Origin of the sequence: Pedobacter terrae (assembly GCF_900100705.1) — a bacterium.
GTDB classification, from domain to species: Bacteria; Bacteroidota; Bacteroidia; order Sphingobacteriales; family Sphingobacteriaceae; genus Pedobacter; species Pedobacter terrae.
In genome coordinates this window covers 99,501-114,874 of sequence record NZ_FNCH01000003.1, presented here as the reverse complement: position 1 = coordinate 114,874, position 15,374 = coordinate 99,501, and the positions used below count along the sequence as shown (strand labels likewise).

Sequence of the window (15,374 nt, the reverse complement as noted above, 5' to 3'; positions counted from 1 at the left end):
TTTATTAATTTGGCAAAGATAAGTGTTTTGAAGATGATTAAACAGCCCCCGTATTTAAAAAAAGGAGATAAGATTGCGCTGGTATGTCCGGCAAAGAAATTACCCAAACCTATAGACCATGCCATAACATTATTGGAAAGTTGGGGCCTGGACGTTGTTATTGGAGAGAGTGTATACGCCAGCCACCACCAATTTGCAGGGACTGATACTTTAAGAACCAAAGATATTCAGCGTTTTTTGGATGATCCATCTGTAAAAGCAATCATTTCGGGACGTGGAGGTTATGGTATCATCCGGATTATTGACGACCTTGACTTTACTGAATTTAACAAGAACCCCAAATGGTTGGTGGGTTTCAGTGATATTACCGTTTTGCTATCACATTTGGTTGCGCACTGCAATTGCCAATGTATACACGCACAAATGCCTTATACATTTGACGAATCTACACCCGAGGCTTTACTTTCGTTACAAAAGGCTTTATTTGGTGAGAAACAGACTTATTCTTATCAAAGCTTATCTAAAAACAGGACAGGAGCAGCAACCGGAGTTTTAATTGGCGGCAATTTAAGTTTGCTTACCATGGTACAGGGTTCGGTTTCGGAAATGGATTTTACCGATAAAATCCTCTTCCTGGAGGATGTAGGCGAACAAGAATATGGCATCGACAGAATGTTGCGTATGCTGAAAAGAGCAGGAAAACTAAAACAATTAAAAGCACTGATTATTGGGGCCTTTACAGAAATTGAAGAAGAAAAGATTTCTTTCGGGCAAACTGCAGATGAAGTGATTTGGGATATTGTTAAAGATTATAGTTTTCCGGTCTGCTTTAATTTCCCAACCGGACATATCGACAATAACCTTAGTATGGTTTTAGGTGCTGAGGTGAACTTAAAAGTAGAAACAAATAACGTTCAATTTAAATATTTATAAGATGGCAATTTTAGACAAGTTAGGAAAATACCGCAATACAGGCTTATTAGTGCTCCGTATTGGTTTAGGGATCATGTTTATTATTCATGGTTTCCCGAAACTTGCCGGTGGACCAAGTGGCTGGACTAGCTTAGGCGGAAGCATGAAAGTAATCGGCATAAATTTTATGCCCATATTTTGGGGATTTATGGCAGCAGCCACAGAAACCTTTGGCGGTTTTCTTTTGATTGTAGGCTTATTTTTCCGCCCGGCATTGATCTTATTAGTCTTTACGATGATTATAGCTGCGTTGGTTCATTTTGGCCAGGGCGAAGGTTTGCAGGGTGCCAGTCATGCCATTGAATTGGGTATTGTATTTATCGGGTTGATTTTTATCGGCCCCGGGAAATATAGTGTCGATAAGAAATAGGCTACTTCAAGAGCAAAAAAAAAACGAGGTTGTGTTTTAAGACAGCCTCGTTTTTTTACCAGATTTTTATTAAAGCGTATTAACCAATGGATTTGTATTTAACTCTCCAATTGGTATGGGGAATGTGTAGCGCTGATCGTTAACGGGAATAGATGCACCGGCACCGAATGATGGAAGTGGAGCTGCTTTTCTGGCAAGATCATTATACCTAAATCCTTCGGCCAGAAGCTCAATCCTTCTTTCTTTTAATATCGCGGCTTCTAATGCTGCTGGAGTGAGCAATGCTCCGTAAACATAAGACGCATCTGAACGCGTACGAACAGCTTGTAAAAGTGCTTTCGAACGGCTAAGATTTCCTCCTGGGGCCAGCGCTTCGGCTTCGGCCACGTTTAATAATACCTCTGCATACCTAATCATCGGAACAAAATCAATAAATGGAGATACTGCTCCATATTTAATTGGATAAGAGTGTAATACTCCTGAAATTGTTGCATCCTGTATTAAAAGTGATTTTCTGGCATCGCTTGTTGGCCAGGCAGGATCTGCATAAATACCGGCGCCAGCCTTATTTAATGAATATTCCAGGTTTCCATTTCCAGCCCAGCTATAATAATATCCAAGCTGGTTCTGCGTCCCTGGTGCATTAGTATCCGCCATTGGGAAAGAGAATATCGATTCGGAAGTAGTAAATGGAGATTGAAAAACACTTACTACGCTTGCCTGTAGTTCGTGAGCAGTTCTAGCTGCGTTCTTAAAGGGCGCCGCCTGCGGCACTATTTTATTTCCTTCTTCCAATACTTTTAGGTAATTACCCATTGCAAGATAAACACGGGTTTTCAAGGCTATAGCGCTATTCTTGTGCGCCCGCGTGGTACGCAACAAAGGTGTACTATAGGTATCAGGCAAACTGGCTTCAGCTTCATCCAAATCTTTTAAAATCTGCGTATAGACTGCGGCCACTGTACTACTTTTTAATGCATTGTTCGCTAACGATGTTTCAGGTGTTAAACGCAATGGCAGTCCCCTTGAAGCACCATTATCAGTTACATATGGCTTTGCAAAAATCTGTATTAACGCAAAATAATTTAACGCTCGGATAAATTTGGCTTCACCGGCATAGTTCGCATTAACGGCAGGTGTTAAAACTGTACTGTTCTTAGAGAGACCATCTAAAAATAGATTTGCCCTGTTGATTGTTAGATATGCCTGTGAAAAAAAGCTGGCAACATAAGTATTGGTTGAGTTATTGGTTCCCTGATAAACATCATAACCTGTAACAACATTTCCGGTCCTATTAACAAATTCTTCTGCCCTGATATCGTTATATATAAGGTACCTTCCGCCAAATAACGAACCTGCTTTTGACGAAGAATATAATCCATTTACCTGACCTAATATTCTTGTTGGGTTTGCAAATGCATCTTGATCAGGAAGTGTTAGTTCCGGAACTTTTTCTAAAAATTCTTTTTTGCAGGATGAAATGCTTCCAATTAAGGGTATTGCCAGTATAGCTGCAGTAGCTAACTTCAATTGATATGTTTTGATATGAAATAATTTCATGAATGTGATAATTAATATTATAAGCCTAAACTGATACCGAATGTAAATGATCTGCCCTGTGGAATAGAGTTACGTTCAACGCCACTTGCAAGGTTACTATTTCCATTTGTTGATATTTCCGGGTCTACACCAGTATATTTTGTAATCAGGAAAGCATTGTTTACCGATGCGTAAACCCTGATACTGTTAATGCCTGATTTACCAAAAATATCTTTTGGAATGCGATAACCCAGGGTTGCTGCCTGCAGCCGCAAGAAATCGCCTTTCTCTACGTTTGCATCAATTGCAAATGATGAACCATTTGAAACATTATCTCCATAAACCACCCTTGGGATATTTGTCTGTTGGTTTGGCGTTGTCCATGCATTCAGTACTTCAGTCGAGTTGTTCCAAACACGTTGATCTAAAAGTCCGGCACGGGTACCATTGTAAATATAGTTTCCACCAGAGAAGGTAAACATTACGTTTAAGTCGAAGTTTCCATAATTTAAAGTATTATTGAAACCACCGTACCACTTAGGCAGCGTACCACCAATTACCTGAGCATCACCTGCAGGAGAAGGAGCCTGTGTACCATCTAAATAAGTCCATGCATTGGCACCACCAAAGTGCTGGTATTGAATCTCACGACCTGCAGCATTAATATAAATCCTTCTACCATTAGCAGGATTAACACCATTTGTTTTAACAGCATAAATACTACCAATTGATTCGCCTACCTTAGTTACGCTCGCTGATTCAAGACCGCCAGTGGTACCGATAATCTGTGATACGTTCGGATCTAAAGCCGTTACTTCGTTTTTAATAGTGGTTAAGTTTAAATTAGCGGTCCAAGAAAATTTAGCTGTTTTAACCGGTGTACCGCCCAAAGCAAACTCAAAACCTTTATTATACATTGATCCAACGTTAGCCAAAATTGTTCCCGCGGGATCGTTCGGGATACCTTTTGAAAGTGCTTGCGGTACATTAAGTAATAAATTGTTGATGTTTTTTTTGAAATAGTCAGCTTCAAAAGTCAACCTGTTATTAAACAAAGCCAGGTTTAAACCGATATCCAATTGATTACTTGTTTCCCACTTCAGCTCTTTGTTCCCAGCCTGACCGAAAATCCATGCAAACGGCGTAACTCCATAAAGGCCTGGGCTATAAGTCGTATATTCGCTGTAAGCAGGCACATTGCCATTACCTACACGCCCATAACTGGCTCTTAACCTTAAAGAGTTGATCGTTTTGCTTAACGAAGCATTTTTAAAGAATTCTTCTTCAGATATTGTCCACCCTACAGATCCACCACCAAAATTACCCCATTTATTATTTGCTGACAAAGCAGAGTTACCATCTCTTCTAAAATTCCCACTTAAAAAATACCTTCCTTTATAATTATAGTTCACACTGGCCAAATATGCCTGAAATGCGATTTCATTGATACTATTTCCGCCTGGAACATTGGTCGTAAATGTTCCCTGAAATTGATTGAAGAAAGTTGGATCTCCTAATCCTTGACGGATTGCCCCCCAGTTTGTTGTTCTGGTATTTTGAACGTCACTACCAATGGTCAAGCTCAAGTTATGTGCTCCATCAAAGGTCTTCATATATTGCAAGGTATTTATCCAGTTCCAGTTATTTCTTCTTGCAGCGTTGTTATAAGCATAGCCATTATAAGAATAACCATCCCCTTGAATAGGATTCCAGAATTGGATATTTTCAGTATTAGCTCTTTCCCAAGAGAAGTTGGTCCTGAAGTTTAAGCCATCAATAATTTTAAGGTCTGCTCCCAGATTAGTTAAGAACCTGTTATTCTCCGAGCTGTTTATATCTTTGTCTACCAATACAGTTGGGTGAGCCCATGTACTGGTGATCAGGTTAGCACCATTACCCACATTATTAGCAGAAATATTGTAACCGCCATTGGCATTATATACCGGTACATTTGGGGCAATAGCGATAGCGATACGGCCTAACCCTGAAGAGTTAAATGCTGCGCCTGGAGCAGATCCGCTATTTGGCGCCTTGTTAATGCTATTGTTATAACTCACATTCATGCTTAGGCTTAACCAATCTGTAGCTTTATGTGTCGCATTTAGGCGGGCCGCATACCTTTTGAATGTGTTATTTTTTAAGAAACCATCCTGATCTGACAAACCGCCAGACAAATAGTAAGTTGTTTTAGCTGTACCACCACTTAGCGTTACGTTGTGATTTTGAGACCTGGCTGTTCTATAAACCTCATCGTACCACTTTGTATCAACCAGAGAACCATCGGCATTATAACTTGGAAAGAAACTCTTATTATTGGCGTCTCTTTGAGATGCCGGTACTGCATTTGGATTTAGCACCAGCGCATTTGCAATGGCTGTATTCTTACTGTCCATATATTGCTGTGCATTTAACAGCTCTGGCAAGCGTACCGCATTGTTTACACCATACCATCCATCATAAGTAATTTTGGCATCGCCGCTCTTTCCTTTTTTAGTAGTAATAACCAATACACCAGCAGCTGCCCTTGAACCATAAAGCGCCGTAGAAGCTGCGTCTTTTAAGATATCAATCGTTTCGATATCTGCCGGATTGATATCGCCTAGTGGATTGTTTGTTGCAGAGTTCACCGATGCATCGCCAGTAGGGAAAGGGATACCATCAACCACAACCAAAGGAAAAGAACTTAATGAGATTGAACTTACCCCCCTTACGCGAATAACAGGCGGGTTATTTAACAAACCATTCGGCTGGATGATGCTAACCCCTGCAGCTTGCCCAGTTAAGCCCTGCACAAAACTTTGTACCGGTTTATCTTTAAGGTCATCACCTTTTACTGTTGCCGCAGCGCCGGTGAAGTCTTTTTTCTTAGTTACACCATAACCAGTAACCACAACATCGGTTAATGTTTTCGAGTCACTCACCAAGGCAACATTAATTGTCGCCCCTCCACCTATCACCCTTGACTGGGCAATATAGCCAATGTAAGAAAATTCTAAGGCTGTAGCTTGTTGAGGGACTCTAATGGAATATTTTCCGTCTGCACCCGTTATGGTTCCACCGGATGCACCTTTAATTTTAACACTTACACCCGGGAGCGGCATCCCATCATCCTTTCCCGTAACTGTACCTGTGATTGTTCTTTCTTGCGCTATTGCCGAGGTGGCAATAAACAACAATATGAACAAACTTTGTAGAAGTTTTTTCATAAAAAGTTTAGTTTAGTTAATAATATTACAAGATATAATTTAGTATTCTGTAATGCAAATATTACACTAAAAATTTATTATAATTTACTTTGACTTCAAACGAACTATATAGTTGATATCAGAAGACAAAATAAATTATGCCTATGTTTAAATATATAACCGTCTGGTACAGAAAGCTTGCATTTTAGTGATATGACAGGCTAAGTTTTTGATTTCTTTTCAAAAGCAAAAGAAAAACTCATTAAATGTTGCCATTAGATTGGTAAAAGACTAAACAGATTCAGCCAAAGTTAACAAATTGAAGATTCACTTTAAAGCAATCTTCCATCAACTCTTCAGTAAAAATACACCTAAATCAACCACGATTTTTTATGGCTGATCCAAATCATCCTATAAATATTTTAAGGCAGAAAATACTAAACTAACACGATTAACACGAGCAGATTCAGTTTTTATAAATATGATTTGCTTTTAATAGTAAAAAGATATGATTATTCTTAAATTTATAAAAAAGCATTTGAACATGAAAAATCTCTTTCAAAAAACTATCTTATTATCATCTATTCTTACTGCATCTTATTTTAGTAGTCAAGCTCAGGTAGGCACTGAGATTACCTTAGCTAACAATGACGTTAACTATTCTGGAAAAATAAGCACAGACAAAACAAATCAGGACTGGTTAGCCTCTACCTGGAATAAGGGGGCCGTTAAACTAAGTAATGATTCTATCTATCGCAACCTAGATTTAATTTATGATATAGCGAATAACAGACCGATATTTAAATCTGAAAACGATAAACCACAGGTGTTTAAACTTGGGGTAAAGGAATTCTCCATTAATTTACCAACTGAGACAGGACGCTCAAATGTAAAAAAATTTAAAAACGGATTCCCATCAATAGCTGGAGGAGACGCATCTACATTTTATGAAGTTCTTTCAGACGGAAATGCGACACTTTTAAAGAAAACTCAGATTAAAATAATTGATGAAAGACCCGCGGGCTCCATTTATAGTGTAAAACAGAAGCAAAAGTTTTATACTTATTTTATTTTTTTGGAAAACAATAAAAAAATTATTGAAGTAAAGAAAGACAAAAAACAACTGTTGTCAATTTTAGAACAATCGAAACAACAGAAATTGAATAGTTATATTAGCGAAAACAATTTGAATCTAAAAAAAGACGACGAACTTTCGAAGTTGTTCGACTATTATAATACTCTATAACAAATCAAAAAAAATCTATATAAAATTGGCTTAAAAGACACACTAGGTTTAATTATAATTATTCAATAAAAAATGCCCCCAAAGCTTTAACTATTGGGGGCATTACTTTTATAATGTTTTCTTATTACCTACTAGCTTTGTATTTAATAACTAAAGATACAGCCCTAGGTGCTGCTGTTTGATTCCAATCAAAGTTCAATGTGAACGTTTTAGTTGCAGGATCGTACTTATTATCCTTACCTGGTATATTTTTTAATGTTGCATTACCAAGTGCTTTCATTGTAACTAAGTTGGTAGCCGGATCAATTACAGCCTGAAGGTTATCAATACCTGCAACACCATTACCATTAGCCCATCTAAGATTAGCGATCAATACCGTTGTTGCATCTACAGTTGATAGAGTTAAATCTGGATTAGCAGCAAGGCTACCATTCAAAGCGTCACCTACCGTAGGTACGCCAGGAGCTGAATATCTCTGTACGGAACTACCTGCATTCATCGCGTAAATACCGTCCCAAGTATTTTTAGCCGAAACCGTTACTAAGCTAGTGTTATAATTTCCACTAATTACGTATTCTGGTTTATCAACACTTACAATTCTAAATGCCAATACATATGGCGTTGCCGGGCTTAGATCTTGCTGATTAAGATTTAGCTTAAGATAACCCGATCTAGAACCTTTGGGAATGGTAACTTTAAGTCCGTTAGGTAAAGTATATTTATTAGATGGGAAAGCCGCAATTTTACTATTATTAGGATCACTATTATTTGCTGTAACCTTTGCATCAGTTTGATCTGTACTCAAAGTAACTACTACATCTTCTGCTGCTGGTTCACTCTGTGCTAAACTCACTTCTACAAAGTTTAAACTAGTACTTTTGTTTTCCAAAAGCAAAGCAAATGCACTTGATACACTTGGCAACTGAGCAACTTTAGCAGCATCAACATTGATCATGCCATATTTTTGATCACTTACAAGATCATCTTTTAAACATGATGATAATCCCATGGTTAATAACGCTAGGGATAATATGATTGAATATTTTTTCATTTCAGTTTGATTAATTATTTATCCCAAAAAATCTTTGAAGTTTGAGCGTTAATTGTTCCTTGTGCAGCTACGTTTGCAGCATTGGTATTATATTCTGTTTGAGGATATAATAGACGAGAAGGAATAATATTACTACCGCGGCTAGGAGACAATGATAACGGAAGATCTGCTGGAACACTTAGTCTTCTATAATCAACATAAGCCTCAAAATTATTGATCCCGATCAAAGCTAAATACTTTTGCATGTCAATTAATCTAATCTTATCAGTTGCCAGTGTCCAGCTTACTATAGGGTTAGCTTGCGCTAAATAAGTTGTTGCCGTATTTGTCGCGTCTGCAACACCTAACCAAGTAAAGGACTCTGTGACAGCTGCATTATATGCACTTTGAGCAGAGCCAGATATCCAACCTCTCTGAATAGCCTCTGCCTGTAGGAAGAGACTTTCAACCGACGTAAACACCCACTGATCTTGAGTAGGGCTTTTGGCTAAACCTGGGCCTGCCACATCGGAAGAGTTAATTGCTTTTGGATCACTATTAGGAATACTTTCTCCATAATTATATCCATAATAAGTGTTACCATTTAATGGTGTAGCAGCTTTGCTGAATACATATTGATAGCGGATGTCATCATTATTCCTGAATTTATTCAAAATATAATTATTCGCACGATTGTAATCATCTACCACAGCCCCAAGCTCTGTTGTTTTATAAGCACCCCAAAATGGATTTTGTTGATCTTTTGCAACAGCATATCCTGGGTTTACACTTGCGCTATTGCCTGCAGTAATAAAACCACTACCATCTGCGGTAATTTTAGCAATCTCAGTTGTAACAGCAGCTGCACTTAAATATTCTGACTGGTGAATTAATAACTTTAAGCGTTGGGTATTAATTAACTTTCTCCACTTGGTTACATCACCTTTAAACATAATATCTGCTGCTTTTATTTCAGCACTTGTGCTTGAGATGGCTGCAAATGTTTTTGCAGCCTCATCTAGTTTAGCCAGTAAACTTGCGTAAATATCTTCGCCTTTATCATAAGTAGGTAATATATTGTTCTGGAAATCAAAAGCTTTTGAATAAGGAACATTGCCAAATTGATCAACCAGGTACATAAAACCGATTGACTTAATTACTTTAGCAGCACCAACATAGAATGTTTGCCCAGAAGCTGTGCCCTTTTTTTCCATAATATCTGCGTCAAACAAAATATCGTACCAACCTGTGTTTACATTTGTCCATTGTGTTGCACCAAATGTAGTGGTGATTGCGTATGACTCTTGCTCAGTGCTCGGTCCATAAGTACCAGAACGTGCCCAATAGCCCATCCATAACGCAGCATAGTTATAAGAAGTTGCCATCTTAGCTGCAGTACGTGAAAGTGTTGAAGGCAATAATAGCGCGGGGGTAACCGACCCCTCTACCGGAGCATTGGGATTTTGATTGATATCAAAGAAACTTTTTTTACAACCAGCCATTACCAGTAACGACAGGATGGAAGCATATATAATCTTTTTCATTTTTCTTATCTCTTTATTTACTCTATTAAAAAGTTATCGTGATGTTACCACCAAAATTACGGGTTGGAGGGTTGATACTAGAATCGCTGATACCATTACGGTTACTTGTTGCTGTTCCAGAAGTTCCAGCACCGAACGATGTATTTGTATCAGTGTAAGTAAAATCAGGGTCAGTGTAAATATTTGTCTTAGGTAACCATAAAGCAAGATTTCTGCCTGTAAGGGCTACAGATAAACCTTTAATTACGTTTTGATTTCCTAAAATTTTCACTGGAATTTCATAACCAATGGAAACCTCGCGTAATCTCCACGATGCTGCACTAGTTAGGAAATTTGTACCAACTGTTCTGTATACACCTGTATAAAAGTTTTCATTATTATTAATGGTGACATTGGTGTTTGGAGAATAGCTTCCATCAGTATTTCTGATCGATGAGTTCGGGAATACAAATGGTTGACGGTTGTTACTAGCCGTTTCATAACCTACCCCAGTCCAAGCCATTGCCTGGCCAATATCGTGGTAAGCATAATGCCCTCCCTTATATTCAAATAAAGCAGAAACATTTAAACCTTTCCAACTTACCGACGGATTTAAACCTAAAATCCATTTTGGCATGGTCTGTCCGAATATTTTGGTAAGCGGATCCGCTGTAGGTAAACCAGTAGAAGCATCTACAACAACTCGCCCTTGTTGATCTCTAACATAATCAGTAGACTTGATCACAAAAGCAGGGTAACCATTAACAACATAGTTTGCTCCATTCGTGTATCCACCAATTAATACCTCAGGTAATCCTTCGTAAACTTTGGTAACTTCTGTTGTATTATACGTTGCATTTGCTCTGAAATTAACCCTAACTTCGCCTAAATCTACCAATGGGGTAAGTTTCAGGTCTAACTCAACACCTTTATTATTAAATGAAGATGCATTTACGTTTGCAAGTGTATAACCAGTAGTAGCTGATACGTTTATCGGAATAATCTGGTCAGTCATTTTTTGGTTAAAGTAAGTTGCTTCTACACCAATTCTTCCATTTAGGAAACCAAGCTCAGCGCCCGCCTCGAAGCTTTTGATAAATTCAGGCTTTAACAAAGCATCATAAGTGGTATTGTTTGCCGTAAAGCCAGGTAAGGTTCCAAAAGGGTAACCAGCAGTTTGAGAGAATGTTGCTGCTAATAAATAAGGGGCAATATCAGCGTTTGCTGTTTTATTGTAAGCCGCTCTTAGCTTTAAATAAGAGAGAATTTTATTATTTTTTAATGCCTCAATAGCATCTGTTAAAACTACAGCACCACTTACTCCTGGATAGAAGAATGAGTTATTTTCTGTAGCTAAAACTGAAGTTTGGTCATTACGCCCTGTAAATTCAATATTTGCCCAACCTTTATAGCTCAAACCTGCACTACCATAAACACCTAATAATCTTGATTTTTGATATGGTGAAGTACCTGTTAACAAACCTACACGGTTTGCAACGTTAAATAATTCAGGAACTACTAAGCTTGACGCACCTATTCTATTATCCCGTCCTTCATCCTGACGAAGATAAGTACCTACAATAGCTGTTAATTTAAAATCGCTTCCTAACTGTTTGTTAACAGATGCAAATGCTTCTGAAGATAAACGGGTATTGCTGAAAGACCTTTCTTCAATGGCTCCCGGGATCAGTTTAAAAGATCTTCCCAATCCGTATGCATTAGGCACTTCGCCTTTTGAGCTTCTTCTTTCATTAATGGTCTGAGAAGTTATTGCCGCACGGTAAGTAATGTTTAACCAATCTGTAGCTTTAAAATTTAGATCCACACTAGAGATTAAATCTGCTCTCTTACCTTCTTTTCTCCAGTTATCGATAGCAAAGTATGGATTTAAACCATAATCGGTAAAGTAGTTATTATAAGTAGCAAATTTATTACCTGTAAAATCTTTGTAAGATGTTAATGGAACAAATGCTGGTGTATTGAAAATCAAATTCATCAATCCACCATTTAATCCTACATTATTGTTACTGTTGTAAGTTGACATTGCTGCATCATCAAAAACATTATAGTTTTGTTGGCTATAGTTTGTTTTGAATGCTACTTTGAATTTACCGTATTCCTTAGACACGTTAAGTCTAACACCAGTTCTTCTGTTTTTATCATCAGGAACAATACCTTTAATATTAGCATCCTGGAAACTTAAATAAAATTCTTTTGTGGCAAATGAAACATCATTTTGCATGGTAACACCAGTATCGAAAAATTTCTTACGCTCGTCTGTAGGGCTATAAGGTACTGTTTGAATACTTCCATCTGGCAATGTATGCCCAACATCTACTGTAGAACCATCAAATGCAGGTCCCCATGACCAGTTTTCGTAAGGAATATATTCTCCAGCACCACCTAAACCAAATTTATCTTGAAACTTAGGGAAAAATGAAATCTGAGTAAACTGTGTTGAGTTACTTAAAGTAATTACTGGTTTTTCGTCTTTTGAACCTTGTTTAGTTGTTACAACAATTACACCGTTTCTGGCATCTGGTCCATAAAGTGCCGCACCCGCAGAACCTTTTAATACGTTTACTGATTCGATATCGTTCGGATTTATAGACGAAAGATAGTTGATATCTGACTGAACACCATCCAGCAATAATAACGGATTATTATTTCCTGTTAGGGAACGTATACCACGAAGATTGATCTTTACGTTTTCGAAAACCCCGCTATTAGTTGAAGTAACATTCATACCAGAAACCTTACCCTGTAAACCGTTAACAGCATTAACTGCCTTGGCCTGAGTAATCTCTTTACTGGTCACTGTTGTTGCAGCATATCCAAGATCTTTCTTTTGTCTTGTAATACCTAATGCTGTTACAACTACTTCTGTTAAAACTTTTGAATCGGAAACCAAAGCCACATTAATGGAAGTTGAAGTACCGACAACTCTGCTTTGAAGCACGTAGCCAATGTAAGAAAATTCTAAGATTGCTGACGCAGATGAAGTTTTGATGGAATACTTTCCGCTTGCATCTGTAACGGTACCAGCCTGGGTACCTTTTACTCTTACACTTACACCTGGGATCGGCAATTTGTCGTCTGATGATGTAACTGTACCTGATATTGTTCTTTCTTGGGCAAACGCTGAAAAAGCGCAAAGCATTAGAACGAACAAACTTTGTAGAAGTTTTTTCATAATTTGAAAATAGGTTAGTTAATGATAATTAGCGCTAATGTATAGTTAGTTAGCTATAACACCAAATATTCTTTAACATTTTTTAACACTTATTTTGTTTTTTTTAAAAAAACTGTCCACACGTAAAAAAAAGCAGCCTAATCAATTTGAAAACTAATTTTTTAGTTGAATATTGGTTGAGATTTTAGCATTGTAACCCTGTTTTTCGTTAAAACTTATTGGAATAAAAGCGTAAATTAATCAGAACCAGATGCCAGACCAAATACTATTCCGTCAACCATGATATAATGAGTAAATGACTCGACGATCATTTACAGATCTCGCTGAAATTTTCATGTGGATTATGTAGCCATGATTAATACAGCGAAGTAAAAAAAGGAAATTTGAAGATCGGTAACTGAAGAATTTACAAGATGTATTAGGTGAGCTAATAGGCGATATAAGAAAAGTGTACAGAGTTCTGGCTAATATGCTTTTGAGAGATGGAATTAGATCGCGACAAAGTAAGTGTCAGAGATAAATATGATAATCGTCAACCTAAAGCTATCACTATCTTATGCTCAGGAAAAGAGCTATAATAGAATGTATAAATGATGAAATTAAGAATATCTGTAAGCTGCAGCGTACAAGTCACGGCTGATCAGGAAACTTTGCTCAATTAATCTGTGCAATAGTGTGGTATATTTTATCTTCTAAAAAGCCGTCATTCAATATTATTTTGATAACCTACGCCAGCTAAAACTAGCTACATAAGTCGAATCCGCCTTAAATTAAGTTTAAGGTGTAACAAAGAATAGGGCAATTTATAAACAAATTACCCTATTCTTTTCAAAAATTTAAGGATTTACAAATCAAACCACATTTTGTCGAAATATCTTGGTTGTGGATTAGGAATGTTAGGATTAGCAGCAACTTCATCTAATGATAATGTATACCTTCTAATTAATGCTCCTGACGTTGCACCAATAGGCAAAGTTAAAGCCGGAACTTCACTACCTTCTGGCCCAGATCTTCTCCATTGTACAAAAGCCTCCATTGGTCTATCCATTAAATCCACCCATTGTTGAAGATGAATCTGTCTAAGTGGATCACTTGTAATTGTTAAATTCGGAAGTGTAGTATTCACAAAATTGTTCGCATCAGTACTTGATACACCATAAAATAAACAAGACTGAATAACACCTTCTCTGTAAAGGCCTTGAGCAGTTGCCAGATTTTGAGAAACTCCAAGACCCCGTGCATAGGCTTCAGCTTTTAAAAGCAATAATTCTTGATAAGAGAAAATAACTGAAGGCGCATCTTTTCTGTAAAGGTATGCGCTAATTAAGGAGACAGTTTCATCAGCCGTCACCTCAGAACCGATAGCTTTATAAGTGGCATTAGTTCCCTTGTCAAAATACCTGGGAATTCTTGGGTCGCTAACTGCTGCATTAGGAAACATATAATCAAACACATTTGAATTAGCAAAAAACCACTGATTTTCTCCATTCGTATAGCGGTTAAACAATCTAAATTTTGGATTTTCATTATTAGTTGTCCCGTAATATGGTCTTAGCTGACTTTCGTTTGCTGCTGAAATCATTGAAGAAGGATTGGCTAATAACTGACCAATGGCTGCGGCTTTTGAAGGATCTTTATCAACCATTACCATTAAGGTTTTAAACTTAATCGAATTGGCTAATTTTTTCCACTTATTAAGATCTCCTGCGTAAAACACATCATAATCTGTAAGTTTTAAAGTACTTGTCAAATTAATTTGTGCATTTGCTTCATCTAACAGAGCAATCACTGCCTCTAAAACACTTTTTTGAGTATCATATTGTGGATAAGGAAATTTATCAGGATCAAAGGCCTGATTATAAGGCACATCACCATATAAGGTAGTTGCCTCATACATTATCTGCGCCAATATGATTTTGCATTGTGCCGCTGTATTGTTATCAACAGGATTTGCACTTTCTGCATTTTTAATAGCCAACTTAAGATTATTGCCAGCCGTACTATAGTATACTTTCCATGTATTGCCAAGGGCGGTGGCATTTACGTTATACACATTATCTTTTCCCCAGCCATAATCACCACCACTGGCTATTGTCTGACCAAAAAGACCTATAGGAAGCCAGGCATCACCACTATTTTTATTAGCATCCCAAGCAGTAATAGCATAACCAAAAAGCAGCTTTGGTTCTACAGTTAAAGAACTTAAGGGATTACTATTTATATCTAAATACTTTTTACATGAAACCCCACCAACCGAGACAAGGAGTAAAAATAATATAATTTTATGTTTCATTTTCATGATATTTCTTTTTTAAA

10 protein-coding genes are annotated in these 15,374 nt (G+C 37.4%); 4 read left to right on the top strand and 6 right to left on the bottom strand.

Annotated features, from left to right (window positions below; genetic code table 11):
- The first annotated feature begins 33 nt into the window (after positions 1-33).
- Together BLR60_RS05355 and BLR60_RS05350 are read left to right on the top strand one after the other, a co-directional pair.
- Complete coding sequence (locus tag BLR60_RS05355; RefSeq protein WP_090497563.1) at positions 34-933, top strand: S66 peptidase family protein; 900 nt, start codon at positions 34-36, stop codon at positions 931-933.
- Position 934: 1 nt separating this feature from the next.
- A complete protein-coding gene (locus BLR60_RS05350) occupies positions 935-1,342 on the top strand; it encodes a DoxX family protein (protein ID WP_090497561.1) in 408 nt (135 codons plus the stop codon).
- 69 nt (positions 1,343-1,411) lie between these two features.
- On the opposite strand, the gene BLR60_RS05345 is transcribed toward BLR60_RS05350, so the two are convergent.
- Together BLR60_RS05345 and BLR60_RS05340 are read right to left on the bottom strand one after the other, a co-directional pair.
- A complete protein-coding gene (locus BLR60_RS05345) occupies positions 1,412-2,902 on the bottom strand; it encodes a RagB/SusD family nutrient uptake outer membrane protein (protein WP_090497559.1) in 1,491 nt (496 codons plus the stop codon).
- Positions 2,903-2,919: 17 nt separating this feature from the next.
- Entirely contained in the window at positions 2,920-6,087 is a 3,168-nt protein-coding gene (locus BLR60_RS05340) for a SusC/RagA family TonB-linked outer membrane protein (protein ID WP_090497557.1), read from the bottom strand.
- Positions 6,088-6,610: 523 nt separating this feature from the next.
- On the opposite strand from BLR60_RS05340, the gene BLR60_RS05335 reads away from it, so the two are divergent.
- Positions 6,611-7,312: a hypothetical protein gene (locus tag BLR60_RS05335; protein WP_143009034.1), complete on the top strand. Its 702-nt coding sequence runs from the start codon at positions 6,611-6,613 to the stop codon at positions 7,310-7,312.
- A 124-nt stretch (positions 7,313-7,436) separates the two neighbouring features.
- Here the strand turns inward: BLR60_RS05335 and BLR60_RS05330 are convergent, their stop codons facing one another.
- Genes BLR60_RS05330 through BLR60_RS05320 form a run of 3 tightly spaced genes read right to left on the bottom strand, consistent with a single transcriptional unit; the run spans position 7,437 to position 13,058 of the window.
- Positions 7,437-8,363: a DUF1735 domain-containing protein gene (locus tag BLR60_RS05330; RefSeq protein ID WP_090497553.1), complete on the bottom strand. Its 927-nt coding sequence runs from the start codon at positions 8,361-8,363 to the stop codon at positions 7,437-7,439.
- A 14-nt stretch (positions 8,364-8,377) separates the two neighbouring features.
- A complete protein-coding gene (locus BLR60_RS05325; RefSeq protein ID WP_090497551.1) occupies positions 8,378-9,886 on the bottom strand; it encodes a SusD/RagB family nutrient-binding outer membrane lipoprotein in 1,509 nt (502 codons plus the stop codon).
- 25 nt (positions 9,887-9,911) lie between these two features.
- Positions 9,912-13,058, bottom strand: a complete 3,147-nt coding sequence (locus BLR60_RS05320; protein ID WP_090497549.1) for a SusC/RagA family TonB-linked outer membrane protein — start codon at positions 13,056-13,058, stop codon at positions 9,912-9,914.
- A 556-nt stretch (positions 13,059-13,614) separates the two neighbouring features.
- Here BLR60_RS05320 and BLR60_RS25405 point away from each other — a divergent pair.
- Complete coding sequence (locus tag BLR60_RS25405; RefSeq protein ID WP_090497546.1) at positions 13,615-13,698, top strand: transposase; 84 nt, start codon at positions 13,615-13,617, stop codon at positions 13,696-13,698.
- A gap of 204 nt (positions 13,699-13,902) precedes the next feature.
- Here the strand turns inward: BLR60_RS25405 and BLR60_RS05310 are convergent, their stop codons facing one another.
- On the bottom strand, positions 13,903-15,357 hold the full coding sequence (locus BLR60_RS05310; protein WP_090497544.1) for a SusD/RagB family nutrient-binding outer membrane lipoprotein: 1,455 nt from the start codon (positions 15,355-15,357) through the stop codon (positions 13,903-13,905).
- Between the last annotated feature and the right edge of the window lie 17 nt (positions 15,358-15,374).

Excerpts from the sequence above, each read along its gene's own strand:
- BLR60_RS05355 (WP_090497563.1), top strand. The coding sequence starts at position 34 with ATGATTAAACAGCCCCCGTATTTAAAAAAAGGAGATAAGATTGCGCTG.
- BLR60_RS05350 (WP_090497561.1), top strand. The coding sequence starts at position 935 with ATGGCAATTTTAGACAAGTTAGGAAAATACCGCAATACAGGCTTATTA.
- BLR60_RS05345 (WP_090497559.1), bottom strand. The coding sequence starts at position 2,902 with ATGAAATTATTTCATATCAAAACATATCAATTGAAGTTAGCTACTGCA.
- BLR60_RS05340 (WP_090497557.1), bottom strand. The coding sequence starts at position 6,087 with ATGAAAAAACTTCTACAAAGTTTGTTCATATTGTTGTTTATTGCCACC.
- BLR60_RS05335 (WP_143009034.1), top strand. The coding sequence starts at position 6,611 with ATGAAAAATCTCTTTCAAAAAACTATCTTATTATCATCTATTCTTACT.
- BLR60_RS05330 (WP_090497553.1), bottom strand. The coding sequence starts at position 8,363 with ATGAAAAAATATTCAATCATATTATCCCTAGCGTTATTAACCATGGGA.
- BLR60_RS05325 (WP_090497551.1), bottom strand. The coding sequence starts at position 9,886 with ATGAAAAAGATTATATATGCTTCCATCCTGTCGTTACTGGTAATGGCT.
- BLR60_RS05320 (WP_090497549.1), bottom strand. The coding sequence starts at position 13,058 with ATGAAAAAACTTCTACAAAGTTTGTTCGTTCTAATGCTTTGCGCTTTT.
- BLR60_RS25405 (WP_090497546.1), top strand. The coding sequence starts at position 13,615 with ATGCTCAGGAAAAGAGCTATAATAGAATGTATAAATGATGAAATTAAG.
- BLR60_RS05310 (WP_090497544.1), bottom strand. The coding sequence starts at position 15,357 with ATGAAAATGAAACATAAAATTATATTATTTTTACTCCTTGTCTCGGTT.